This is a genomic window from Acinetobacter lwoffii, from assembly GCF_024129855.1.
Taxonomy (GTDB): Bacteria; Pseudomonadota; Gammaproteobacteria; order Pseudomonadales; family Moraxellaceae; genus Acinetobacter; species Acinetobacter lwoffii_L.
Map to the genome: position 1 here is coordinate 19,896 of NZ_JAMXXC010000024.1, position 25,727 is coordinate 45,622.

Annotated in this window: 22 protein-coding genes and 2 tRNA genes; 12 read left to right on the forward strand and 12 right to left on the reverse strand. The window is 43.5% G+C overall.

The window, feature by feature from the left end:
• Complete coding sequence (locus NI465_RS13760) at positions 1-2,802, reverse strand: type VI secretion system Vgr family protein (RefSeq protein WP_253145711.1); 2,802 nt, start codon at positions 2,800-2,802, stop codon at positions 1-3.
• Between the two features lie 246 nt (positions 2,803-3,048).
• On the opposite strand from NI465_RS13760, the gene NI465_RS13765 reads away from it, so the two are divergent.
• Both NI465_RS13765 and NI465_RS13770 read left to right on the forward strand, forming a co-directional pair.
• Positions 3,049-4,203, forward strand: coding sequence for a methionine aminotransferase (locus NI465_RS13765; RefSeq protein WP_253145713.1), 1,155 nt, complete (start codon positions 3,049-3,051; stop codon positions 4,201-4,203).
• A 128-nt stretch (positions 4,204-4,331) separates the two neighbouring features.
• Entirely contained in the window at positions 4,332-5,696 is a 1,365-nt protein-coding gene (locus NI465_RS13770) for an MATE family efflux transporter (RefSeq protein ID WP_253145714.1), read from the forward strand.
• 115 nt (positions 5,697-5,811) lie between these two features.
• On the opposite strand, the gene NI465_RS13775 is transcribed toward NI465_RS13770, so the two are convergent.
• Complete coding sequence (locus NI465_RS13775) at positions 5,812-6,660, reverse strand: SDR family NAD(P)-dependent oxidoreductase (protein ID WP_253145715.1); 849 nt, start codon at positions 6,658-6,660, stop codon at positions 5,812-5,814.
• A gap of 223 nt (positions 6,661-6,883) precedes the next feature.
• Here NI465_RS13775 and NI465_RS13780 point away from each other — a divergent pair, with 223 nt between their 5' ends.
• The 3 genes from NI465_RS13780 (at position 6,884) to phoR (ending at position 9,905) form a co-directional block, all read left to right on the forward strand.
• The gene (locus NI465_RS13780; protein WP_253145716.1) at positions 6,884-7,561 is read left to right on the forward strand and encodes a TetR/AcrR family transcriptional regulator; all 678 of its coding nucleotides are present in this window, start codon (positions 6,884-6,886) and stop codon (positions 7,559-7,561) included.
• Positions 7,562-7,810: 249 nt separating this feature from the next.
• Positions 7,811-8,521 (forward strand): phosphate regulon transcriptional regulator PhoB, encoded by a 711-nt coding sequence (phoB, locus tag NI465_RS13785; protein ID WP_004280972.1) that lies wholly within the window; start codon positions 7,811-7,813, stop codon positions 8,519-8,521.
• 25 nt (positions 8,522-8,546) lie between these two features.
• Positions 8,547-9,905 carry a phosphate regulon sensor histidine kinase PhoR gene (phoR, locus tag NI465_RS13790; RefSeq protein ID WP_005264642.1) on the forward strand — a complete coding sequence of 453 codons (1,359 nt, stop codon included), beginning with the start codon at positions 8,547-8,549 and terminating at the stop codon, positions 9,903-9,905.
• A 46-nt stretch (positions 9,906-9,951) separates the two neighbouring features.
• On the opposite strand, the gene NI465_RS13795 is transcribed toward phoR, so the two are convergent.
• Positions 9,952-10,602, reverse strand: coding sequence for a glutathione S-transferase family protein (locus NI465_RS13795; RefSeq protein WP_180087393.1), 651 nt, complete (start codon positions 10,600-10,602; stop codon positions 9,952-9,954).
• Positions 10,603-10,762: 160 nt separating this feature from the next.
• Complete coding sequence (locus NI465_RS13800) at positions 10,763-11,710, reverse strand: pirin family protein (RefSeq protein ID WP_180087392.1); 948 nt, start codon at positions 11,708-11,710, stop codon at positions 10,763-10,765.
• 503 nt (positions 11,711-12,213) lie between these two features.
• Here NI465_RS13800 and NI465_RS13805 point away from each other — a divergent pair.
• Together NI465_RS13805 and NI465_RS13810 are read left to right on the forward strand one after the other, a co-directional pair.
• Positions 12,214-13,536: a GGDEF domain-containing protein gene (locus NI465_RS13805; protein ID WP_253145717.1), complete on the forward strand. Its 1,323-nt coding sequence runs from the start codon at positions 12,214-12,216 to the stop codon at positions 13,534-13,536.
• 190 nt (positions 13,537-13,726) lie between these two features.
• Positions 13,727-14,950 (forward strand): GGDEF domain-containing protein, encoded by a 1,224-nt coding sequence (locus NI465_RS13810; protein ID WP_253145718.1) that lies wholly within the window; start codon positions 13,727-13,729, stop codon positions 14,948-14,950.
• A gap of 8 nt (positions 14,951-14,958) precedes the next feature.
• Here NI465_RS13810 and NI465_RS13815 read toward each other — a convergent pair whose 3' ends face one another.
• Both NI465_RS13815 and guaA read right to left on the reverse strand, forming a co-directional pair.
• Positions 14,959-15,891, reverse strand: coding sequence for a restriction endonuclease (locus NI465_RS13815; RefSeq protein ID WP_253145719.1), 933 nt, complete (start codon positions 15,889-15,891; stop codon positions 14,959-14,961).
• Between the two features lie 159 nt (positions 15,892-16,050).
• Entirely contained in the window at positions 16,051-17,619 is a 1,569-nt protein-coding gene (gene guaA / locus NI465_RS13820; RefSeq protein ID WP_253145720.1) for a glutamine-hydrolyzing GMP synthase, read from the reverse strand.
• Positions 17,620-17,963: 344 nt separating this feature from the next.
• Here guaA and NI465_RS13825 point away from each other — a divergent pair, with 344 nt between their 5' ends.
• Positions 17,964-18,602: a DedA family protein gene (locus NI465_RS13825; RefSeq protein WP_004644839.1), complete on the forward strand. Its 639-nt coding sequence runs from the start codon at positions 17,964-17,966 to the stop codon at positions 18,600-18,602.
• Positions 18,603-18,640: 38 nt separating this feature from the next.
• Here the strand turns inward: NI465_RS13825 and NI465_RS13830 are convergent, their stop codons facing one another.
• The 5 genes from NI465_RS13830 to NI465_RS13850 all read right to left on the reverse strand — a co-directional run bounded on the left by NI465_RS13830 (position 18,641) and on the right by NI465_RS13850 (position 21,481).
• On the reverse strand, positions 18,641-19,234 hold the full coding sequence (locus tag NI465_RS13830) for a hypothetical protein (RefSeq protein ID WP_005249589.1): 594 nt from the start codon (positions 19,232-19,234) through the stop codon (positions 18,641-18,643).
• Between the two features lie 197 nt (positions 19,235-19,431).
• Positions 19,432-19,824 carry a hypothetical protein gene (locus NI465_RS13835; RefSeq protein WP_005249588.1) on the reverse strand — a complete coding sequence of 131 codons (393 nt, stop codon included), beginning with the start codon at positions 19,822-19,824 and terminating at the stop codon, positions 19,432-19,434.
• 13 nt (positions 19,825-19,837) lie between these two features.
• On the reverse strand, positions 19,838-20,674 hold the full coding sequence (locus tag NI465_RS13840; RefSeq protein ID WP_004280959.1) for a ParA family protein: 837 nt from the start codon (positions 20,672-20,674) through the stop codon (positions 19,838-19,840).
• Positions 20,675-20,770: 96 nt separating this feature from the next.
• A complete protein-coding gene (locus NI465_RS13845) occupies positions 20,771-21,163 on the reverse strand; it encodes a SirB2 family protein (RefSeq protein ID WP_005108384.1) in 393 nt (130 codons plus the stop codon).
• A 9-nt stretch (positions 21,164-21,172) separates the two neighbouring features.
• The gene (locus NI465_RS13850) at positions 21,173-21,481 is read right to left on the reverse strand and encodes a BolA family protein (protein WP_004280957.1); all 309 of its coding nucleotides are present in this window, start codon (positions 21,479-21,481) and stop codon (positions 21,173-21,175) included.
• A 233-nt stretch (positions 21,482-21,714) separates the two neighbouring features.
• Here NI465_RS13850 and NI465_RS13855 point away from each other — a divergent pair.
• Positions 21,715-21,787 (forward strand) — tRNA-Gly (locus NI465_RS13855).
• 48 nt (positions 21,788-21,835) lie between these two features.
• Positions 21,836-21,911: transfer RNA gene (locus NI465_RS13860), tRNA-Gly, on the forward strand.
• A 267-nt stretch (positions 21,912-22,178) separates the two neighbouring features.
• Here the strand turns inward: NI465_RS13860 and NI465_RS13865 are convergent.
• Positions 22,179-23,879 carry an NAD-dependent malic enzyme gene (locus NI465_RS13865; protein ID WP_253145721.1) on the reverse strand — a complete coding sequence of 567 codons (1,701 nt, stop codon included), beginning with the start codon at positions 23,877-23,879 and terminating at the stop codon, positions 22,179-22,181.
• A 293-nt stretch (positions 23,880-24,172) separates the two neighbouring features.
• On the opposite strand from NI465_RS13865, the gene NI465_RS13870 reads away from it, so the two are divergent.
• Both NI465_RS13870 and NI465_RS13875 read left to right on the forward strand, forming a co-directional pair.
• Positions 24,173-25,135, forward strand: coding sequence for an alpha/beta hydrolase (locus tag NI465_RS13870; protein ID WP_253145723.1), 963 nt, complete (start codon positions 24,173-24,175; stop codon positions 25,133-25,135).
• Positions 25,136-25,480: 345 nt separating this feature from the next.
• Positions 25,481-25,727, forward strand: a 247-nt coding sequence (locus NI465_RS13875) for an aldehyde dehydrogenase family protein (RefSeq protein ID WP_253145725.1), incomplete at its 3' end; no start/stop codon positions are given.

Here is a 25,727-nt window from a genome sequence, read left to right on the forward strand (position 1 = left end):
CTATTTATTATTCTGCTCAATCAGGTCATCAACATCATAACCTTGGACACTTAATCCCCATTCATCATTGAGCCCTACCAAAATTTCTACTTTAGAGGGATCAGCTGTAGTAATTTTTCCAGTACGACCATGCGTATCAAGCTGACCTGAAATATACGAATTAGTATCAGGAATAAAAGCTTTATAATTTATTGAACTGAAATCGGACTGCCAAAATAGATCATATATATCTAGCCTATTGCTATATAAAGCATTATTCAGAAGCTGAGGTATTTCATAAGAGACTTTAGCCCCTCCCATAAAATTATGCTTCCCTGCCTTACACTCAAATTTTCCACCAGTTGTGACCATTACTCCACCGCCATTGATCTTAATTTGAGACCCTCCAGCGGTCAGTACGATCTCCTTCGGACTGGTGATTTCGATCTTGTCTTCAGTCGAAATAAGCTTGATTACCTTGCGGGCAATCGCTTCAATTGCATCATCTTGGGCTTGTATTTCAATTTTGCCTTGAGCTGCATAGACACTTACGCCTTCTTGAGCAGCGAACAAACTGATCCGGTCCTGTGCATGAGCAACTAAAGATTTCTGTGTGGAAAAATGAATATTGTCCCCCGCACTCTGATTGATTTGCTGATCAGCGGATAAATGGATATTTTCCTTTGTGCTCAGTGCAATCGATTGGGGTGCGGTTAACAGCATCACCGCCTGTTTAAATGCAGTAGCTTTGCCCCGGTCTTCAGCTTCAATCTGATTCAGAAACTGTTTTAAACTATCAAAAAATTCCAGCGGATCAGTCTGCTGTTGTTCAGCAATATCACTCAAGGTTTTACTATGATCGAGATTCGATTCAATCTGCTCTTTGGCACGACTCGCATCCAGGTGATTGCCTGCTGCTGAATCTTGCCGATAAGTGGAGATTAATAAGCCTTTTCCTGCACGTATGGCACCCCACTGGTCTGTCCTTAGTTCAAAACCTTCTCCTCGACCTTCGCTGCTTTCACTTTCTTTAGGATGGCTTAGATTTCCCAGATTGAGCTGACTGGCTGCATGACTACTTTGCAGCTGCGCACTAATCTGTTCAGGGGTATCATCGAAACGCAACTGGTTAAAGCCATCCCCATCGACCTCCTGAGAACGGATGCCACTGAGTTTTTTGGTCGCAGGAAGTTCTCCTTTTGCATCAAACATGGTCGGATGCCGTTCTGCTTCATGAATCCGTCCCACCACAAAGGGCCGGTCGATATCACCTTCAAAGAAGTCAATCACTACAATTTCGCCAATTCGCGGATGCAACCTGATGCCATAACCCTCACCCGCCCAAGGGGTCAAAACATCCACCCAAGCAGAATCGCTATCATTGTCATTGCTACCTGCGCCGCCATCATGCTGATGATCCTCACTCCGGGTAAACAGAAAACGAACTTTCACCCGCCCCCATGCATCGACATGAATCGTTTCACCTTCAGGTCCGACCACTCGAGCCCGTTGCGGATATGCAGCAGGCCGATGAATGAAGGGGTGGTACTCAGGAACAACCTGGATTTCACGGCGCACCATCTGTAGTTCATTGGCCTGTCGTTCCTCCTGTGTCATCTGCCAGCCGCTCTTCTCAAGCAAACTGTCCAGCTGAGATAAGATATCTTTGGGTAAATTGTTCTGGTTATAAAACCGCTTAGCTAAAATCAGAAATTCACGTTGATGGGCAGGATGCTGATCAATTTCAGGATGCTGTTGCAGTTCAAACCAGTATCCAACCTGAGCATCTCGTACGCTGCTACTGGCTTTAAAATATTTAGACTGCAAAGCATGATAGTCACTGAGCTGCTGATTGAGTCGATCCAGTTGGGCTATACCAGATGCTGTCACCTGATCCTCATGATTTAAGTCGCCGGTCCAAGCCGGACTGATGTTCCACGCATCTTCAAGCTGAAGAGTGGCATTTGCATGGATATCACTTTGCTGATGATTACTGAATAAAGGCTGGCTTTGATCCTGGGCAAGTTGCTGGGCATGCCAACGCTGGGTCTGGGTACTATTCGGATTGAGCTGACGTACCGCAATCAGACTGTTCAGCGTGTCGAGCTGTTCGGTGGCATGACTGCGATGAAACCGGATGGAGCGGCGTTTTAAAGCTGAAAAATATTGGGAATGATCTACCAGTTTTAAAAGCTGATCTTGAATCTCGCTGGCTGATACAGGCACAGTTAATTGCCTTTCATCAATCAGCCAGTTAATTCCTTCGCTACGCCATAAACGGGTCAGAAAATCATAATCCGATTCATTCGACTGCATTACAAAAGGTCGGACATCATAGTCCCGGCTGAGTCCTGTCAAATCCAGGCTGAGACTGGCCGCGAATAATACACTTCTGTTTTGCCATTCACTGAACAGGATTTCACTGATCTCGCGCACCGTCTTATTCATAAAAACCCGACTGTTACGGCGCTTCTGCCAGAGTGCAGTCGGATCATTTAGCGTCAATTTATACAGGGTCAAAGCTCCATCATTCTGCCCTTGACTGGCTGCAGTAATAATGCCCGTAGTCCGGAAAAGTTCACCCCGGTCTGTGACCTGATCAATGGCCACCCGACAGCCGATAAACTGTTTCAAGGCAATATGAGCATGAGTGGAAAGACAGATCAGTTCAGCCTGCAGGCCTTGATTGATCTGATGCTGACCCTCAATACGCTGAATCAAAACCTGATGATTTAAAGGAGGATGTGAAAACTGTAAATGTAGCGCACGATGCTGTCGCTTAAGCCCGAGCTGCTCCACCAGCATATGGATAGGTTTTGGCATTTTATAGTTATAATTTTAAGCTTTATTATTGTGCGGCAGATTTTAGGAAAAGTTATCCATTTCGTCCAGTTCACGATGCATTTCACATAATTAGGCCTTTAATTTATGGCCCTTCAATTAAAAATCTTAAATTGCATGTGGTACATCTTAATTAAAAATATTGCCCAATATTCCCTATTTTTCTGATTATCCTATACGGAACTTGCTGTTACACTCATTCAGATCTCATTCTTCAAGGCCAAGGACATGCTGGAACTCCCTTCTAAATTACCTAATTTGGGCGTGACCATTTTTAGTACCATGTCGGCCTTGGCACAAAAACTCGGAGCCTTGAATCTTTCTCAAGGATTTCCGGACTTTGCAGCGCCTCCTGCCTTGATTGAAGCTTTAAACCGGGCCAGCCAGAACGGATTTAACCAGTATGCCCCGGGAGATGGTCTGCCAGTCTTGCGCGGTCTGGTGGCAGATCTCTATCAACAGCGTGATCAACTGATTATTGATCCTGTCGAGGAAATCACGATTACGCCTGGGGCCACGATTGCGATTTTTTGTGCCATTCAAGCTACGGTGCGCGCCGGTGAAGAAGTGATTATTTTTGATCCAAGCTACGACAGTTATGGCCCTGCGGTACAACTGATCGGGGCAAAGCCAGTGCATATTGCTTTGCAGCATCCTGATTTTTCTGTGGACTGGAATCAGGTCAAAGATGCCATTAATGACCGTACCCGCATGATTGTCGTGAATACTCCGCATAACCCGAGTGGGAGTGTTTGGTCCAAAGCAGACTGGCAACAACTGATCGAGCTGATTAGCGAGCGCAATATTGTGGTGCTGTCGGATGAAGTCTATGAACATCTGGTTTTTGATGGCATTCAGCACTATTCGGCCTGGTCATTCCCAGAACTTCGTGAGCGTAGTTTTGTGATTGGTTCTTTTGGTAAAACCTTCCATGTCACGGGCTGGAAAACCGGATTTTGTATTGCTGCACCGGCACTCATGAAAATGTTCAGACAGATTTATCAGTTTGCCAGTTTCTGCGGTGTGACACCCGTTCAGGTTGCCTTGGCGGAATATATGCAACTGCATCCTGAGCATATACCTGAACTGTCCTCTTTTTATCAAAATAAACGGGATTTATTTAACTCATCCATTAAAACATCACGCTTTAAATGGACACCTTCTCAAGGGACTTATTTTCAGAACTTAGATTATTCAGAGATTCGGCCTGAGCTCGATGATTTTTCCATGTGCCATTTTCTGGCAGAACAACATGGGATTGTCGCGATTCCAGTCTCCGCGTTCTACCAGCACCCTCCTGCCGATTTACGTCTGCTCAGGTTCTGCTTTGCAAAAAAAGAACAAACTCTGATCCAGGCAGGTCAAATTCTTTCAAAGGTTTAACTCACCTTTTAACTAAAACTCTCATAAAATAAATGCCTTAGTTACTTAAAAGCTAAGGCTTTTTCTTATATTCTGCCGAATAATAGCTGCATCAACAAATAGATGATAATTCAATCACAGGATGTCGCATGGCACAGCACTCACTGATTCATCAACAGAATTTATGGAAAGCCTTTCTGGTATTTCTGTTGCCATTAATTGCGACCAATATCCTGCAAAGTCTCTCCGGCACGATCAATACGGTTTTTGTGGGACAAATGCTCGGAGTGAATGCGATTGCTGCTGTTGCCGTTTTTTTCCCGATCCTGTTTTGTCTGATGGCCTTTGTGATTGGTTTATCGGCCGGCTCTACCGTATTGATTGGCCAGGCTTGGGGCGGGAAAAATATAGAAAAAGTGCGCTGTGTGGTCGGTTCAACTTTATTTATGACTTTAATTGGCGGAAGTTTGATTGCACTTTTTGGGGTAATTTTTGCTGAAAATATTCTCTTGGCGCTTGGCACAGATCCGGATGTGATGCATTTATCCTTGCCCTATGTGCAATGGATGCTAGCGGGTAGTCCCTTAATTTTTATCTATATTATTTATACTTCCATCTTGCGCGGCGTTGGCGACAGCACCACACCCCTGTTCGCTTCCGCACTTACCATTGGGGTGGGTTTGGTGGTGACACCGGTCCTGATTGCCGGTTATTTTGGCTTTCCTAAAATGGGTATTATCTCGCCGGCGATTGCCACCATTCTGGGAAATCTGGCAGTCCTGTTGTTTTTAATCCTGTATTTGAATTATAGGCAACATCCGCTCAGACTGGACTGGGCTTTATTAAAAAATATTCGTCATCAGCCACAGTTGAGCAGAATGATCTTGAAACTGGGGGTTCCTACGGGTGTGCAAATGGTCACGACTTCAGTTGCTGGACTGGTAATTGTCGGACTAGTCAACCGCTATGGTGCAGAAGCAACAGCCGCTTATGGCGCGGTCAATCAGGTCTTAAATTATATTCAATTTCCCGCTTTGTCGATTGCGATTGCTGCGTCTGTATTTGGTGCTCAAGCGATTGGCGCAGGTAAATCAGATCTGCTCAATAAAGTGACCCGGACTGCACTGAGTATGAATATTCTGTTTACCGGCGGTCTGGTGATTCTGGCTTATTTGTTCTCCAAATATTTGATGGCCTTATTTATTACCGATCCTAAGGTTGTAGTACTGGGACAACAACTGCTGTTTATTGTGCTGTGGTCAATTTTGTTCTTTGGCGCCAGTGCTATTTTTGCTTCGATCATGCGTTCAAGTGGTACGGTGACCGTGCCAATGCTGATCAACATTTTTGCCATTCTCTGTATTGAAGTTCCCGCCGCTTATCTTTTTAGCCAGTGGTGGGGTCTGGAAGGTATCTGGTATGCCTATGCATTGGCCTTTGTCAGCCTGTGTATTTTGCAGGGACTGTATTATCAGTTGGTCTGGAAGAAAAAAACGGTTGAAGCGTTGATTTAGATGCAGGATTTTGTATGCCTAGAGCATTACAGTATCTAACACTCTCATTTGCAAAAAATTAGACCCTATTACAGCGATAAAAAAACCCGCTTTCGCGGGTCTGTTTTGCAATTTCTTAAGCAGACTTTTTCTTCTTTTTGCCAAACTGGGTCGCCATTGCAGTGACATGCTGATAACCGGTCGGCAAGATCCGCTGAATCAGGTCAATCGCTTTGGCATCATTGCCGATCAGCAGACGGCGCTTGTCTTTTTGTACCGCCTCCAGAATTTGACGTGCAGCTTCTGCAGGTGGACAACGCAATAATTTATTAAAATTACGGGCTGATTTTTCCGGATTCATACCTAAAGTCAGCAGGCTGTTATTCATTTTTGCCGCATTAGCAATGTTGGTGCGGATACCACCCGGATGTACACACAGTGCACTCACTCCACAATTTTCTAGATCCAGTTCCTGACGCAAGGATTCAGTAAAACCACGTACCGCAAACTTGGTCGCATTATAAGCAGACTGGGTCGGTTGAGCAGTCAGACCAAACAGGCTGGAAATATTGATGATATGGCCATCGCCAGTTTTCTTGATCAGTGGCAGAAATTCTTTGGTGCCATACACCACGCCCCAGAAATTGATTCCGACAATCCATTCCAGTTCTTCATAAGACGCCCCTTCAACAGTTGAACCTAGTGCGACGCCAGCATTATTAAAGATCATATTGACACTGCCATGATCCTGTTCAACCTGTGCCGCCCAGTTACGCACCTGTTCCAGTTCAGCCACGTTCACTTTCTGGATAGTCACACGAACATCACTCTCTTTGAGCAATTCAAGCGTTTGCGCCAGACCTTGTTCATTGATATCACTCAGCGCCAAGTGACAACCCTGCTTGGCCAATAATACCGCCAGTTGCTGGCCAATACCTGAACCGGCACCGGTAATTGCAGCAACTTTATTGTTAAAATTTTTCATTCAATTTCCTTATGTAAAGAACTGCCATTCCATGACAGCAGGATCTTGTTCTGTTGTTTCAGGAGCTAGCACAGATCCTCAATATAGTTTTGACAATATAGATTGTCAATAATTATCCCATGTCCTTAGAAGCCAAATTTCAGGGCAGCATTTCTATATAGGTCTAAGCGAGATTTATTGCTAAGATATTCAAAATCTTCATGCAGATGAGCACACAGGCCTTATGACCGATTCGATCGACTCAGTAGCAAAATCACGACCCTCCAAAACCAAGGAACGTCAGTTTAAAGGCCTGTCGATGGCTGAACGACAGCAGGCACGTCGTGAAAAACTGATCGAAGCCGGAATTGAAGCCTATGGCAGTTATGGTTTTTTTTCAGTTACCGTCAAAGATATCTGCAATGAAGCCAAACTAACCGAGCGCTATTTTTATGAATCTTTCAAGAAAAGCGAGCATCTGTTTCAGACCATTTTCTTAAAACTGATTGATGAACTGCAACAGAATGTGATGCAGGCCATGATGCAGGCATCGAGTGATCCGAAAAAAATGATCGAAGCGGGTCTGACAGCCCTACTCACTACCCTGCGTGATAATCCGCGCATGGCACGGATCATTTATATTGATGCCATGCTGGTGCAGGAGCTGCATAATCAGGCCACTATTCATGAAACCATGTCACGTTTCGACCGGATGATTCATGCCTTTGTCATGTTGATGATGCCGCAGTTAAATCGTAGTGAACAGGAAATTTCACTGGTGTCGACTGGTTTAAATGGTTATGTCACCCAAATTGCCATTCGTTGGGTAATGAGTGGTTTTAAGCATTCGCTTGAGGAAGTTTTATCGTCTTGTAGTGTGGTTTTTTTGGCGCTGCTCGAGTCATTTTCCGAGAAAAAATAGCTGTTAAATCCTGTGCTTAATAGGATTTCCTGCATTTACCAGTCAGTTGCAGATTTATGCTGTACTACGGAAATGAGTAAAATTAATTTATGATTTTTTAACAAGTTTCTGCATTATATTTGTCACAAATCTTTGCGAATATCAGCAGTTTTTCCCTTTCTGCAATGATACTGTCATAATTAGTCTTTGTAATAAGCCTGTCATAAATATAAAACGGTTCACCGTTTACATGAAATAGGGTATTGCGTTGTGAAAGATGACTACATATTAATCGTCGATGACGAGCTCCCGATTCGGGAAATGATCCATACCTCTCTGGATATGGCCGGTTTTCAGTGCTTACAGGCAGAAGATGCCAAGCAGGCGCATCAGATGATTGTGGACCAGCGTCCGGCATTAATTTTGCTGGACTGGATGATGCCGGGTGGTGTGAGCGGTGTGGACCTGTGTCGTCGTCTGAAACGTGATGAAAGCCTGTCAGAAATTCCGGTGATCATGCTCACAGCGCGCGGTGAAGAAGACCACAAGGTACAAGGTCTGGATGCCGGTGCCGATGACTACATGACCAAGCCATTCTCGACCCGGGAACTGGTCTCCCGAATTAAGGCGGTACTGCGCCGCGCCAATGCCCTGAGCGGTGAAAAAACCATTGATGCCAATGGCCTGATTCTGGATCCGGTCAGCCAGCGGGTGAATTTTGGTAACAACATTCTGGAAATGGGGCCGACTGAATATCGTTTGCTGGCATTCTTCATGACCCATCCGGAACGTGCCTATACCCGTGCGCAATTGCTGGATCAGGTGTGGGGCGGTAACGTCTATATTGAAGACCGGACCATCGATGTACATATCCGCCGTTTGCGTAAAGTGCTGGAACCTTATGGTGTAGACCGTTTTGTACAAACCGTTCGCGGAACGGGGTATCGCTTTTCGACCCGTTCAGATGTCGCTTTAGGTTAATATCTTTTAAGGTAAATCTTGTTTTATGTATGAACCCTACCCTGTCCCCGAACTGGCACGCGAACATAAAAGAATCCGTTACAGTAGCTTATGGGATTTTGCGAAACAGGATTTACGCTTACTGGCTTTTTTCCTGATTATCGCCAGCTTTATCGGTTTTGGGATTGGGTATTTCTGGATTTGTATCGTAATTGCCTTCGTGGCGTTCTTTGCAACCCAAATGCGTTCCTTATATCTGGTCAATGAATGGATTTCCAACCGCCCCTATGATGTTCCACCGAATATTGGCGGGATTTGGGGTGCGCTACTTTTCAATGTTTATCGTGCCCAACGTCAGGAACGGATTGTTCAGGCGGAAATGGTCGAACTGATTGATCGTGCACAATCTTCGCTAGTGGCCTTGCAAGAAGCTGTGGTGCTGCTTGATGAAAACCAGCAGATTGAATGGTGGAATCCGGCGGCTGAACGTCTGCTCGGAATTTCGAGCGATGACCGTCGCCGTAATATCCTGACCTTGCTACGCCAACCGAGCTTTATCGAATATTATCACCATATTGATGAATCTCCCGACGGCCTAAAAATGCGTTCTTCGCTGTTTGAAGACCATTATGTGCAGGTCAAAATGACCCGTTTTGGTGGAGAAAGCCGGGTACTGGTTGCTTATGATGTGACCCGGATGCACAATCTGGAACAGATGCGAAAGGATTTTGTCGATAATATTTCACATGAACTGCGCACTCCTTTGACCGTGCTCAGTGGCTATATTGAAACCTTTACCGATCAGGAAGATATTAATCCACGCTGGAAACGCGCTTTTGATCAGATGCAGTCACAGACCCGACGCATGAATGCACTGGTCAACGACCTGCTGCTGCTGTCACGTCTGGAAAATGATAAGAATATTGCCAAAAACCAGATCATTGAAATGCCGAGTCTGATGAACCAGCTATTCGATGATGCCCAGGCCTATAATATTGATTATGGTCATACCCTGAATCTGGACATTGACAGTCATTGTGATCTGATCGGTTCAGATATGGAACTGGCCAGCGCCTTTAGCAACCTGATCACCAATGCCATTAAGTACACGCCTAAAGGTGGCACAATCACCATCGGCTGGCATGATGATGGTGAATCCGCCTATTTTGTGGTGCAAGATAATGGTATCGGCATTGATCCCAAACATCTGCCACGACTAACCGAGCGTTTTTACCGCATCGATTCAGACCGTAGCCGCCGGACTGGTGGTACCGGTTTGGGATTGGCAATTGTTAAACATGTGCTGATGCAACATCAGGCACATCTGGAAATTGAGTCCAAGGAAAACCAAGGTTCCACTTTTAAGGTAGTTTTCCCTAAAGAACGTCTCAGCTTTCCAGAGTAATATAACCATCAAAAAAGGTGTCATCGGCACCTTTTCTTTTAAGCGTTTAAGAGCTGATCTGTTTTTCTTTGGATAGTGCACGCGCATAGGCAGCACGTTGCGACACCCGTTTCAGATAGGCCTGAATCGCTGGATAGCTTTGACCCGTCCGGCTCTGCATAGCCTCCAAAGGAAAACTCATCTGAATATCGGCAAAACTGAAATGGCCGGCAAAATAATCATGCTCGCTCAAATAGCTTTCCAGAAACTGGATATGATCTTTTAAACGGCTCTGTACAAACTGCTTCTTCACTCCATCACAGATTTTTTTGGCGACTGGTCGAATCAGCAACGGGGTATGTTTAGGCACTGTGGTCATTACCAGTTGCATCACCAGCAGCGGCATTAACGAGCCTTCCGCATAATGCATCCAGTAACGGTACTGGGCCTTTTCGGCAATATCTTCTGGGCGAAACTGCTGCTTTTCATCATAAGTTTCCTGCAAATATTCCAGGATCGCCGCAGATTCTGCCAGTACCTGACCCTGATCGACCAGAATCGGGGCTTTGCCCAACGGATGGATCTGTTTTAAGGCCGGTGGCGCAGAAAGGTTGGGCTGACGTTTATAGTATTTAACCTCGCAATCCAGTCCTAATTCTTCCATGGCCCACAGGATACGAAATGATCGTGATTGTTCGAGATGATGTAAAACACGCATATTAGACTCATGATTTTATTGTTTTTGCCCACTGAGCATAGCAAAAAGCAGCAGACTCTAGCTCATTTTTTGATGACTGTAATGATATGTATCCTATGTTGCAGATTCATTATTTGAGTTCAACTCAGACAGCGTTCCATATTCCCATCATTTTTAGCATTTATCGGGAAGCCCGCATCTGGTCTGGAAATGCGGGCGCTTCTAAACGTGGTCCATCATAGGCAGGAATGGAACCAAAACGTTCATGACCCTCAATCCATTGTTCCCGCGCAATTTTAAGTTCCTCTGTCGTGCGCCCGACCAAATTCCACCACAGTAAAATCGGGCTTTCAAATGGCTCCCCACCAATCAATAGCACCCGGCTCCCGGCATGAACTTCAGCATTGACCTGCTGTAAGCCGGGCTCCAGGATCAGCATATTATCTTCATTTAGTTCATGCCCATTTATACTGGCCGTCCCCTCAAGCACCATAAAGCCATATTCAAATTTCGGATTCAGAGGCAAGCGCGCACTAGTACTTTGAGCTGCATACAGGTCTACTCCGAGTAGTTCGCTATGTACTTTAACCGGTGATCTCGTTTTTAAATATTCTCCGACCAGCACGGTAAATTCAATGCCTTGCTCATTGACGACCGGCAATTCAGGATAATGGTCAAAACCTGGTGCCATATTGATCTTGTCATCCGGCAAGGCAATCCATAACTGTGCTGCATGCATATGTGTCTCACTTTCAGGAGAGACTTCGGTATGTGAAATGCCATAACCCGAGGTCATCAGATTGACCTGCTTGGGACGAATCAACTGCTGATTTCCCAGACTGTCATTGTGCATCATGCTGCCTTCGATCATCCATGTAAAGGTCTGCAGACCAATGTGCGGATGTGGTCCGATATCCAGACCATCTCCTTGCGGAAAACTGGCCGGACCCGCATGATCCAGAAAACACCAGGCACCAATCATGCGTTTATGTCGGCTCGGTAAGGCACGTTTAATCACGGTACCCTGCCCGATTTCTGCACGACGCAAAGGAAACTCCTGAATAAACTGATTCACATACTTTTCACAATCATCGGAATTCGACAGTTCAATATCACTATTATTCGACATGGCTGAGCTTACCTCGGCATTTTCATTCTACTTTTTGAGTGGGTGAGACATGCATTTGACCGATCTAAGATGCCTCTCTGTTCAGGACAATGTACAGGGTCTATGGGCAAAATCTATCCCTGGAAATATTTAGATACGTATAAAACGCCTCACTAGTCTCATCAATTTAAATCCTGAAAGGCGGATGAGATTTGTATCCAAAGCCCCAAACTTGAGCTTTAGCAAGGCAATCATGATTTAGGCACATGGCGTTATGAGTCTAAATAAACTGAAGCTCCAAGAATGTCATTCATCCATGTTTCACGTGAAACGAATCAACAACATCCAAAGACCTCCATGAATAAGATGATTGTTCATGTATTTCAATTACTTTCACTTTTACAAAACACAAATTTTGTTACGTTTTAGCTTTAAAAATTTCCCGGATACCCAATTTTTGGGAGGTTATTTTTTACTCAACCACGGCATAATAGGCACCTATAAAAATAATACTGGATCAGGACATGTCTGCTCAGAATGAGAATATATATTCAACGGCGAATGTATCTTTTCAAAATTCGACGACCGATAAATCACTGAAATTATCTGAATGTGATCTGCAAAACCGTCAGCTGATTGAACAGGCGCTGACAGATCCTCATGCCCGTATCCCTGCCCTGTTTCAGCAGTATTTTCATGATTATGTCTATACGCATAGTCATCATAACTTGCGTCAAATTAACTATCTGGCGCAAATTGCCTTTTTACTGTATTTCTTTGCCGATATCCTGATTATTCCAGACATGTTTTTTATTTCTGGTCTGATGCGCGTCGTTCTGGTTCTGGGGGCGATGTTTTGCTGTTATTACCTGTTTAAAAAACATAAAAATATTCAGATTCTGGACAGAATCTTGCCGATAGGCACCACTGTAGCTGCAGCGGCCTGGATTGGCTTACTCGCGCTTTCAACCAGTCCCCATGTTGCCACCTATATTTATGCCTCTGCGATCTTTATTCTCATCGCCAATCTCTGTGTGCAGACCCAGTTTAAAGTCGCAGTCTATTGCTCCATCTTGATTGCCCTATTTATCATGCTTGGGATATCCCAGTTCATGAGTGCTTCTCAAGCCTTTATTTTTAGTGTGGTCTTTAGTCCACTCTGGTTTTTTAGCATTTATATTAACTGGAATAATATTCTGAATATACGGCGTTCTTTTCTGCGCTCCCTACTTGATGAATGGAACTATCAAACCTTAAAGAATCTGGCACATACCGATGATTTGACCCAGCTCTACAACCGTCGCCATTTTGTCGATATGGCTGAACGCTCTATTCATCAATGGCCTAAACATGCCAGTAGCTGCCTGCTGATGTTTGATGTGGATCATTTTAAAAATATTAATGATAGCTATGGGCATGATGTTGGTGATCGGGTACTACAACTGATTGCTGAAGTGACCCGTAAAGAAATGCGGCATAGCGATGTACTGGCACGTTTTGGTGGGGAGGAATTTATCGCCCTCCTAGAAGATACTCAGCTGCAAGACAGCTGGGTGATTGCAGAACGAATTCGTTGTGCAATTCAAAAGCAGTACATTTATGTCGAACCCAATCATGCCATCCGGTTCACCATTTCGATCGGTGTAGCAGAACTGGAATCCCATACCCAACCCCTGGAAGACCTGATCAAACAAGCCGATATTGCCTTGTATCAGGCCAAGAAGTCTGGCCGAAACCGGATTGAGGTCTATCATCCAGATATGCTGAATAAGCCCAAGCCTGCGACAGAAAATCCCTGGAATGTATTTAAGCCAGACACTCAACCAGCCCAGTCAACGGCGAATTAAAGCTGGATCATTAGTCTGTTCTATAAGCTAGGATCATCCTTAGAATGCACTAATCGGGGATTTCATTTTATAAAATAAATTTGATTCTTCCACTTTTAAAATATCCAACAAAAGAATAGAATATTTTTTATACAACTATATATAAATTTCATCTTATTCATTTTTATATATTTTAATTTGGGAAGGCTGCATGCCGCATGATAACGAAAAAGAATCACGTACCCTGATTCAGGAGGCTCTTCAAGATCCGCTTGTTCGTATTCCTGCGCCTCTAAAACCGGCCTACTATGCCCATCAAAAGAAGCTCACTTTAAAATACCTATTACAGGTTAATTTATTCGCACAGCTGGCATATGCCTCTTATACCCTCGCCGATATTCTGGTGCTGCATGATATTCTCAATTTGCTCATTTTGACCAAAATTAGCTATACCATTCTGATCGTACTGATCACGATCTGGATGTATCACTCTTACCGCAATTTACCTGTGTTTGATTTACTCTTACCTACCTCAATTATTGGCGCAAGTGCCATCTGGTTTTTTAATCTAAATCAGTCTGAAAGTGCTTATACCCTCATTTATCAATATGCCTCCTTGGTTTTTATTGTGTTGGCCAATTTATGTGTGCAGATCCGGTTCTGGCCGTCTTTGATTACTTCGAGTCTGATTACTTTGATGATTTACATCGGTGTATATTTCAATACTCGATCTGACCTGTACCAGATGTTTTTATTTTCCCTGATTTATCTGCCAGTATTGACCTTCAGTCTATATATTAGCTGGAGCTCGACCTTAAAATCACGCATGGTATTTTTGCAGCATACCCTGAATGAATATAATCGGCAGGCCTTTGAAAATATGGCTCATACCGACTCACTCACTGGCCTGAATAACCGTCGCTGTTTTGAATATCTCGCGCAACAACTGGTACAACAGAATTTTGATCAACCGGTGCCTATGAGTTTACTGGTCTTTGATGTCGATCATTTTAAGCAGATTAATGATCGTTATGGTCATGATATCGGAGATCAGGTCTTACAGACGATTGCTCTAAATACACACAGCGAAATGCGGCAGCATGATATTTTGGCACGCTATGGCGGTGAGGAATTTATTGCATTTTTACCTGAAACCTCTCTGGATGAAGCGCTAAAAGTTGCCGAGCGTTTAAGGCATAACATTGAAAATATTGTGATCGATCTGGACAGCCAACATCGTTTCAGTTTTAGCATTTCGATTGGTGCTGCCATCCTGGAAAGCTGTGAAACAGATTTAATGACCCTGATTAAACAGGCCGATATTGCCTTATATCAGGCTAAAGCCAATGGACGGAATCGGGTTGAAGCTTATGATCCAGATCTGGAGCAAAGTTTAGCTGGGGAGCTGCAAAACTGGCAGGTTAAACCGGCTTAAATTACCCGTTAAAAATTATCTTCATCAAAACGATCTTGGTCGATTTTATAGATATGAAAACTACGTTCTATTTGTACACCTAAACCAAATTCAATCATTAAAGACGTCAGCTTATCGCCATCAATTAAAACAATACCGGATTTTCTTGCCGACTCAATGGCCTCTTTACTGAAACTTGACGTAGTAATGAATACACCCTTCTTAGCAACTTGATCGGCCAAAGCACCTTTAAACTGTTGAATGTCGGGACGACCAACAGTATCTTTCCAACGTTTCGCTTGGATGTAAATTTTATCTAGCCCTAATCGATCTTCACTAATTACACCATCAATTCCACCATCGTTGGTTTTACCAATCGCTTGAGCTGCATCTTGATGTGAACCGCCGTAGCCCATTGCCACCAGAAGATCGACAACCAGTCTTTCAAAAAATGAAGGAGATTTATCTTTTACCATCTGAAGCAAATCACTTTTCAAATCAGATTTTAATAATTCCGTTGTGTTCTGGATTGTTTCTTCTGGAGTCTGAGTTTCTTGGTAACTATTTAGGCTTTCAATAACTTGTAGATTCCCGATCCCAAAATCATCTTTATTTTTCTTTCCTAATTTAAAATCTGAAAATCCGTTGAACTGTGCTAAATATTCATTTGTTATAGCATCTAAACTTTTTAAATCAACCTGTCTACCCAAGCTACTAATCTCACAATATGCTCTCTTCGGTTGTTGAACTAAGCCCGCCTTAACTAAGTAGGTCTTTGCCCATGCCACTCTATCTTTAAATATATTTTTCCCGCTCGGAAGAATTTTATTTAAATCCTCTTCGTGTAAATTGGAACGTTCAGCTAGGATATTCGCAGCATCCGAAATTTTTATTGGCTCATTTAATTCTGATAATAATTTCATTAAAGGCAGCATTAATTGATCATAAGTAGGTAAAGGCATTTTTTAGCTTTTAAAGGTTTATTTTTATTCAGTATAAATCAAAAAAAGAGCGCCGAAGCGCTCTTTTTTATTAGGTTATATCTGATAAACCAGATACTGCCACGCGCATAGCGCTTGGCGTAATTTAGGCGGACAGCAGTGCTGTCCGAAACCCCTAAATTACTCCCATTCAATTGTTGCTGGTGGTTTAGAAGATACGTCATACACAACACGAGAAACTTCAGAAATTTCATTCATTATACGGGTCGAGATCTTATCGACTAAATCATAAGGAAGATGCGCGAAACGAGCCGTCATAAAGTCCACGGTTTCTACCGCACGCAGTGCAATCACCCATGCATAACGACGGCCATCACCGACTACACCCACCGATTTTACTGGCTGGAATACTGCAAATGCTTGAGCAGTCTTGTCATACCAGCCGCTGGCACGCAGTTCCTGCATGAAAATGTCATCCGCAAGACGTAAAATGTCTGCATATTCTTTTTTCACTTCACCCAGGATACGCACACCAAGACCTGGGCCCGGGAATGGATGACGGTAGATCATGCTGTGTGGCAAGCCTAAAGTCGTACCCAATTTACGTACTTCATCTTTAAATAAGTCACGTAATGGTTCAACCAGTTCAAACGCTAGATCTGCTGGTAAACCACCCACATTATGGTGTGATTTAATCACATGCGCCTTACCCTGCTTGCTTGCAGCAGATTCAATCACGTCTGGATAAATCGTACCTTGTGCAAGGAATTTTACGCCATCTAATTTACGTGCTTCTTCAGCGAAGACAGCAATAAATTCACGGCCAATAATTTTACGTTTTGCTTCAGGATCAACTTCACCTGCAAGCGCAGTCAAGAAACGCTCTTCAGCATCAGCACGAATCACGCGGATACCCATGTTATCAGCAAACATTTGCATCACTTGATCGCCTTCGTTCAAACGAAGCAAACCGTTGTCTACAAATACACAGGTCAGCTGATCACCGATCGCTTTATGCAACAGCGCTGCCACTACAGATGAATCCACACCACCAGAAAGTCCTAGTAATACTTTTTCATCACCAATCTGTTGGCGAAGCTGTTCTACACGTAGATCAATAATGTGTTCTGGCGTCCACAGACCGCGACAGCCACAAATTTGATGAACGAAGTTCGACAGTAATTCTGCACCTTTAGAAGTATGTGTCACTTCAGGATGGAACTGAATACCATAGAAACGGCGAGTTTCATCAGAAACCATCGCAATTGGACAGCTAGGCGTTTGTGCAGTGATCTGGAAGCCTTCTGGAATACGGGCAACTTTATCGCCATGGCTCATCCAGACATGCAGCTGGTTTTCACGATCCTGTAAATTACCGATCAGCTTGTCACGTACGACAATATCTACTTCTGCATAGCCAAACTCATGTACATGACCTGGCTCAACTTTACCACCAAGCTGTTCGCACATGGTTTGCAAGCCATAACAAATACCCAATACCGGCACACCCAGCTCGAATACCACTTGCGGCGCACGCGGGCTGCCTTCAAGGTGAACGCTCTCAGGCCCACCAGATAAGATGATACCGTTTGGATTAAATGCACGAATGTCTTCTTCAGACATATCATAGGCATACATTTCAGAATATACACCAGCTTCACGAACACGACGTGCGATGAGCTGACTATATTGAGAACCGAAATCCAGAATCAGGATACGATCTTCAGTAATTTGAGTATTGGTAGTCATGACGAACAACTATGAAAGGCAAACGAAAGATAAGCGCCGTATTCTAACATTTTTCAGCGCATTAAGCACACAATTCGCATGAGGTATGCATTTAGTTGATTGCATTATATTTCTAGCAGAATAAAGCATCCCTTTGGATGCCTTGATTGGTCTGTCATTTTTATATTTTTAAGCTCAAGATTTAATCCAATTAAGCCTGTTTTTATAAAAATCCGAAGATAATATGTAAGAGAAATTTTTGCTTAATTGAAGATGGATGAAGCCTTAATTATTTTACTTTCTGGTACTGACTTTCATGCCCCGGGCTGTTAGGATTTGACCACACTTTTGCTTGTACTGGGCTCATGGAACTGATTGATTTTATCTTGCATGTTGATGATCACTTGCTTGAATTTATCACTAATTACGGGATCTGGATTTATGCCATTCTTTTCCTGATTATCTTTGTAGAAACAGGTCTGGTGGTCATGCCGTTCCTGCCTGGCGACAGCTTGCTATTTGCAGCAGGTGCACTGGCAGCCTCTACTGGTGCAATGGATCCATGGGTGCTGATTCCACTCTTGTTTGTTGCGGCAGTTCTGGGTGACACCCTGAATTATCATATTGGTAAATATATTGGTCCTCGGGTTTTCGAGATCGAATCGCGCTTCATCAATAAAAAACACTTATTGGCGACCCAGCAATTCTTTGCCAGACATGGTGGTAAAACCATTATTTTTGCGCGTTTTGTTCCTTTTGCCCGTACTTTCGCACCCTTCGTCGCCGGTGCTGGCAGCATGAATTACAAATATTTTCTGACCTATAATGTGGTAGGTGCATTCGCCTGGATTAGCTCATTTGTCATTTTGGGCTATATGTTTGGCAATATGCCGATCGTCAAAGACAACTTCACCTATCTAATTTTTGGCATCATTATTTTAAGTGTATTGCCAGGTGTGATTGGCTTTATTCAACAAAAGCTCAAAAAAAGTAAAACAGCTTAAGAACTTTTTACATTAAGATTCTTTTACAGCCTGTGCGTTTAATCCCAGAGCTTGATCAGGAGTGGGATCAGACAAAGCAGAACAAATAAAGCCGCGCCTTTATAAATGAGGCCGGCTTTTATTTTTTCAGATGGACTGGTGAGAATTGCCTGACCAAAGACCATCCAGAAAATCCCGACCGGAACGGTACTCAAGCTAAAGGCAGCAAAAACCAGAACGAAGTTGGTCGGGCTTTGCCAGGTTTCCATCGGTAAAATTCCAGAGGCCAACAATGCTGCTTTAGGATTTTTTAAGGTAGTGGTAAACATTTGCCAGGGGCGAATCTGCGGATGGGTCTTGCTGTAACGTTCTAACTGCTGAGCCTTATATAAATGCAAGGTCATCCAGCCCACACAGATGGTACTCAGTACATAGACCAAGCCTTTAAAATTTGGCCAGATCGGTGACGCCAGATGAATCAACAAGGCCCAGACATTAATGGCATAAAAATAGCCGAGTAAAATAGCAGGAAGATAGAGACTGGTTCTGGCTTGCCCCTGCTGATGAGCAGAACTGGCCACCAAGGCATTGGCGGGCCCTGGAACCATTAATACAGCAATGAGTCCTAAAACAAATAACCAATTTTCAATCATCGCAATGAACTTTTCCGGGCCAAGGTTGTAGCTTAATCAATATGGAAGTGGGATAACAAGCTTATAAATTTCAGATTTATATACAGTCTGGTCAATTTCCAGTGAGTTTTATCTTAATGTAAACCGCCCTATTCTTGTTGAAAGCAATAAAAAATGCCGACCCGAAGTCAGCATTTATCCGTTTAATGTTGAATGATTTATTTAGGCGTCGCCTGCCGAACGATGATCGAACAGTTCTTATAACGCGCGGCCTGTACAATCGCTTCCTGCTCGCCTAAAAGCCGTGCCAGTTCGGTTCTTTTGGTATCGGATGACTGTCCCATATTGACTGAAACACTCGGGCCAATACCCCATCCACCGCGACTACCCCAACCACCGCCAAGACCAACGCCCACACCGACGCCAGTACGTTTCGGTGGTTCAACGCCATTGTCGATATACTGCTGAATACGATTATATTCACCCTGTAATTGCGAACAACCCAAAGTCTGATAGAGGGTGGGCGACACATAAGTCGGTTTTACCGGCGTTGCACAGGCACTCAGTAATGCCAGTGCAGCAATACTCAGGCTTACTTTCACAAGTTTCATAGCTAACTCGATCTTAATTCTGCTCTATCTCATTGAACAACGATTGATAGGCCTGAGTCAATTTATGATCAGTAGCCAAATGAATCAAAGGCTGATTTTTCTGATGAGATTCTTTCATCAAGATCGAGGGTGGCAACATACTGTCGAGGACCGGTAAGCCTTCATCTTTGAGCTGTTGTACCACTTCACGCGGTAATTTGGCCTGTGCCTGAAACTGGTTCACGACAATCCCTTCGATTTCCAGCCCTTCATTATGGTCATCCTGGGTTTCAATGACATTTTCAATCAGGGTCTGTAGGGCACGTTTAGAAAATACATCACAGTCAAATGGAATCAGCACGCGGTTCGCCGCAATGAGAGCAGAGAGGGTAAAGAAATTGAATGCAGGCGGTGTATCAATAAATACCCGGTCATAATGCCCCGACAGTTGTTGCAAGGCATCTCGTAGCTTATAAATCTTGTGCTTGGACTCCAGTGCATGGGCCAATGCACCCAGTGTTGGGCTAGCCGGAATAACATCCAGATGTTTAAAAGAAGATTGATGCACATAGCTTTCCAGACCTTTGCTACGACTTTTTAAAATCGAGCCAATCGCATTACCAAGCAAGCCCTTGCTTTGCTGATTACCGAGTACATCTTCAAAATAGTTTTCGATATTCGGTTCGAGTGCCGGCTTGTCACTAGAATACGTCGCATCATCACCCAGCACATACTGGCTAGAGTTGGCCTGCGGATCCAGGTCAATCAATAAGGTTTTTAAACCCTGATGTGCACTGATCGCTGCCAGATTGACAGTAATACTCGACTTGCCTACCCCACCCTTTTGATTAAATACCACACGTGTACGCATGTCCCCCTCCTCACATTTTTAATTACTTTTACAACATTTGTATTTTCTAATTATTTGCATGGGCTGGCTGTGCTGATCATCACAGCCAGCCTGCTTTTAGCCAAAATTCGGCTTGATCATCACCAAAGCCAGAATAGACACCAATGAAACTACAGCAATAACCAAGCCAGCCCGACGCTGCGATAGCAAGATCGAATCATCTTTTTTATAGGCTTTGCCTAACGAGGACACCAGTACCAAAAATAAAATGACTTTGGCATAAAACCAAGGCTGTACATCAAAGTCTTTCAGGACGAGCGACACAATGCCGGTCAGTGCAATCACCGTGATAGCTAAATGCTGTAAAGCGACTAGTGCTGTACGTGCCACCGGATTAGGTAAATTCCCTTGTGTACCGACAAACAAGGTTAATGCACGGGCAAGAATAGCGACAATGGCTAATCCTGCTGCCGACATATGAATAATCTTGACTAAAAGTTGGGTTTCCATCATGTCCTCTTAGTTTTTAGGTGCGTGTGCACAAGCAGGACTGGTGGTGTCCTGACCTGCCCATTCTTCAGGCAAAAATGCATGAATGGCCAGCGCATGAATCTTATCTTTTGACAGCAAATCACCCGCAGCAGCATAAACTTTCTGATGACGCTGGACGGGGCGCAAACCGGCAAATGCCTGACTCACAATCACGGTTTTAAAATGCGATTCTTTTCCCGGGAAATAACCACCATGACCCGAAGACTCATTCACCACTTCCAAATGGGTTGGGGATAATTGCGCCAAACGATCTTTCAGTTGTTGTTCTAAGCTCATGGCCTGACTCCAATCTTCAAAAATATGGTCTCAGTATACCTTGTTCTGCCGAGTATTTCGGTAATCTGTTCAGATGCAATCCGTTGATTGTGGCGAAATTTTATTGATTTTTATATAAATATTGGTTATTTATTGTCTGGTCTACAGCATTTTGCTTTTATTTTATGCAATTGATGCAAGATTTTTAACAAAGGTGTTGACCACATTTTTGCATGCTGTATTATACACGGCATGCGGGAATAGCTCAGTTGGTAGAGCATAACCTTGCCAAGGTTGGGGTCGGGAGTTCGAGTCTCCTTTCCCGCTCAAAATTTTTTCATTTAGTTTTTTCATTTAAAAAACTTTATAGACTCCGCGGGAATAGCTCAGTTGGTAGAGCATAACCTTGCCAAGGTTGGGGTCGGGAGTTCGAGTCTCCTTTCCCGCTCCAGATTCTAAAAAAGCCCTGATCGAAAGATCGGGGCTTTTTTTATGTTGATGTTATTTTTTTAAATGATCCTTTCATTTTTGTTTCACTCAATAACAAATTCTTAAAGTACTTTCTGATTTTATAACCAAGATGTGACCATAGTACCCCCTACGGCAATAAAAAAGCCCTCATCAAAAGATCTGGGCTTTTTATATTTCACCCACGCATCAGATGAACTCTAGTTAGCATAAAAAATTGGCCATGATAAAGAGTTCCTCTTCAATACAATTAAAAGGTAATCCGCTGATAATCACGGTATTGCGGTGTCCAAAAATTATGCTCTATTGCTAGCTGTAATTCTTCTACACTGATTTTCGGTGCTACTCCGTCTTCAATCGCAGCAAGTGCCACTTTTAATGCAATCTGCTTCGAAATTGACTGTAAACAATCCAGATTTGGCAATAAATCCGCCTGAGGGTCTTTCAGTTTCGGAGAACAGTCCGCTAAGGCATTACTTGAAGCCATCAGCATATTATCCGTGACACGTTTTGCACCTGAAGCAACTACACCCAGACCGATACCCGGAAAAATATAAGAGTTATTGCATTGGGAAATATGATGAATCTGTCCCTGATAATTCACCGGGGCAAATGGACTACCCGTTGCAATCAATGCTCTGCCTTTGGTCCATTGCAAGATGTCTGCCGGAACAGCTTCTACGCGGGAAGTTGGGTTAGATAAAGGGAAAACAATCGGTTGTACGCTGTTTTCAGCCATGGCTTCAATCACTTCCTGAGTGAATAGACCTGGCTGTCCAGATACGCCAATCAATACCGTCGGTTTGGCACGTTTGACCACATCCAGTAGAGAAATCATACTCTCTGCATCTGCCCAGCTTTCTACATTTTCAAGCGGCTGTGCCAGTTTTCGCTGGAAGTCCAGTAAATTCGGCTGATTCTCAGTGATCAGACCAAAGCGGTCGACCATAAATACACGTGCGCGTGCTTCGGCATCACTTAAGCCCTCAGCAACCATTTGCTTAATAATCTGTTCTGCAATCCCGCAACCAGCTGAACCAGCACCCAGGAAAGTAACCACCTGATCTTTGAGCTGTTTACCTGCTGCACGCGAAGCAGCAATCAGGCTGCCGACAGACACTGCTGCGGTGCCCTGAATATCATCATTAAAACAACAGATTCGATCACGATATTTTTCCAGTAAAGGCATGGCATTTTTCTGTGCAAAGTCTTCAAACTGAATTAAGGCATCTGGCCAGCGCTGTTGAATCGCCTGAATCACCATCTCAACAAAGGCATAGTATTCATCGCCGCTGATTCGCGGTTCACGCCAGCCCATATAAATCGGGTCATTCAACAACTGCTGATTATTGGTACCGACATCAAGGGTAATTGGTAAGGCATAGGCCGGACTGATCCCACCACATGCGGTGTAGAGTGCCAGTTTTCCAATGGGAATCCCCATACCACCAATGCCTTGATCTCCAAGGCCCAGAATGCGCTCACCATCTGTGATCACAATCACTTTCACGTTTTTTTTGTTGATATTGTGAATAATCTGATCGATCTGATCACGGTCAGGATAGGAAATAAAAATCCCACGATGACGACGATAGATATCAGAAAAGCGCTGACATGCCTCACCCACAGTCGGGGTATAGATAATCGGCATCATCTCACTGAGGTGATTTTCAATCAGATGGTAAAACAGGGTCTCATTGGTATCCTGAATATTCCGCAAATAAATATGCTTGTTAATATCACTGCTGAAAGCACAATACTGCTGATAAGAACGCTGACTTTGCTCCTCAATCGTCTCGGTGACATGAGGAATCAAGCCATGCAAGTTAAAGCTTCTACGCTCTTCTTCAGAAAATGCAGAGCCTTTATTGAGTAGTGGGAGTTCTAGCAGAGTATTTCCAGCATAAGGAATATATAAAGGGCGTTTACTGTTCAAATTTTCTCTGGGCATTATTTAACTCATCTAATCAATCTTCGGCAGTTCTGCCAAAATAGTCACATCACTTTGTTTATTTTATATAGCTTAGCCTGATTTTAAGCTGTTAGGTCATTTAGCAAATTTATAATACTTTTAGCAGGATTTTATAATCTGATAACACTTATTTTCAGCCTAGGTTTTGGATGGTTTTTAAAATTAACCCGTATTCGTATTTTTAATTTAAATCGGCAGCAAGATCTGTTTGACAAAAAACCTCAGCTCATCAAGGATAAAGCATAAATTTAATAAGACCAACGAGTATAAAAATGAGTGAACTGCAACCGCTTTATCAGCCCGATATTTTGGGGACAGGCTATGAGCAAGCGACCTTAAACTTTCCCGATGATTATGAGGGCAAAGTCGTAGCAACCCTGATCCGTAAAAAAGCAGCCCAACCCACAAAAAAAGCAGTTTTATATATTCACGGCTTTATCGATTATTTTTTTCAGACCGAAATGGCAGAGCGCTTTAATCAACATGGTTTTGATTTTTATGCGCTGGATTTGAGAAAATACGGCCGTTCGATTCTGCCGCATCAAAAATATTATAACGTGTATGACCTTGCTGAATATGATGCAGAAATTACCCAGGCACTCGACATTATAGCAGCCGAGGGTCACGATGCTGCCCTGCTCTGTGGTCATTCTACCGGCGGCCTGACCACGACCCTGTATGCGGCACATCATCCGCAGCACCCTTTAATCAAAGCGCTTTGGGTCAATAGTCCATTTTATGACTTCAATATGAATCCAATCAAACGTGCGCTTGGCATTCCGCAACTGAGCAGACTGGCTAAAATTTTTCCCAATCTTAAATTTCCAAGCGAGCTGAACAAGTGGTATGCCACCAGCCTGCATAAGGATTTAAAAGGCGAATGGGACTTCAGTCTGGACTGGAAAAAGACCCGCTACCCTAGAGTAAGGATCAGTTTTGTTCGTGCCATTCATGAGGCACAAAAGGAAATTCACCGCGGTGTTCAGATTGATATTCCGGTACTGGTCATGCATTCGCACCAAACGCTCAATCCTAAAAAATGGGGCAAAGCGGCACAGAGTAGCGATGTGATTTTAGGCATTAAAGATATTCGTAAATATGCCAAAAAAATTAAAGGCGATATTACGGTTCAAAGTATCCAGAACGGTTTACATGATCTGATACTTTCAGAGCAATCTGTGCGTGAGCAGGTTTATCAACAACTGTTTCAATGGCTACATGACAAAGGAATTTAGATAAATGCGGAAGGAGAAATGAAACTTACCTTCATTTCTCCTGCCTGGCTTCTTTTAAACCCTTATTAGGTCGGAATGTAATCAAGCACATTGAAAATATGCCAATCTTTCGATGGTTTATAAGTGCTATAAACCCTTGTTTTTAAATTTAAGACTTGATAATTTATAACTTTTATTCTTCTACTGCTTGTCTCCAAATATTGTCTTTTGTAGCAAGCCTGTAAACAAACAACCGCCCGTCTTTTTCCCTCTTTATAGTAGAGCTGAATGCAGAAGCGCCTATATTTTTTGATCGGCAACATGCGCTCGACCTGCACCACTAACAATCATATAAAGGAATAGATTATGCGTTATGCAGACCCCAATACTGACGGTTCAAAAATTCAATTTAAAACACAATACGATAATTTCATTGGCGGCGAATGGGTCGCTCCGGTCAAAGGCGAATACTTTGACAACATCTCTCCGGTAGATGGCAAAGTCTTTACCAAAGTGCCGCGCTCTTCTGTAGAAGACATTGAATTGGCCCTGGATGCAGCGCACAAAGCCAAAGAACAATGGAACAGAGCATCGCCGACCACCCGCTCCAATA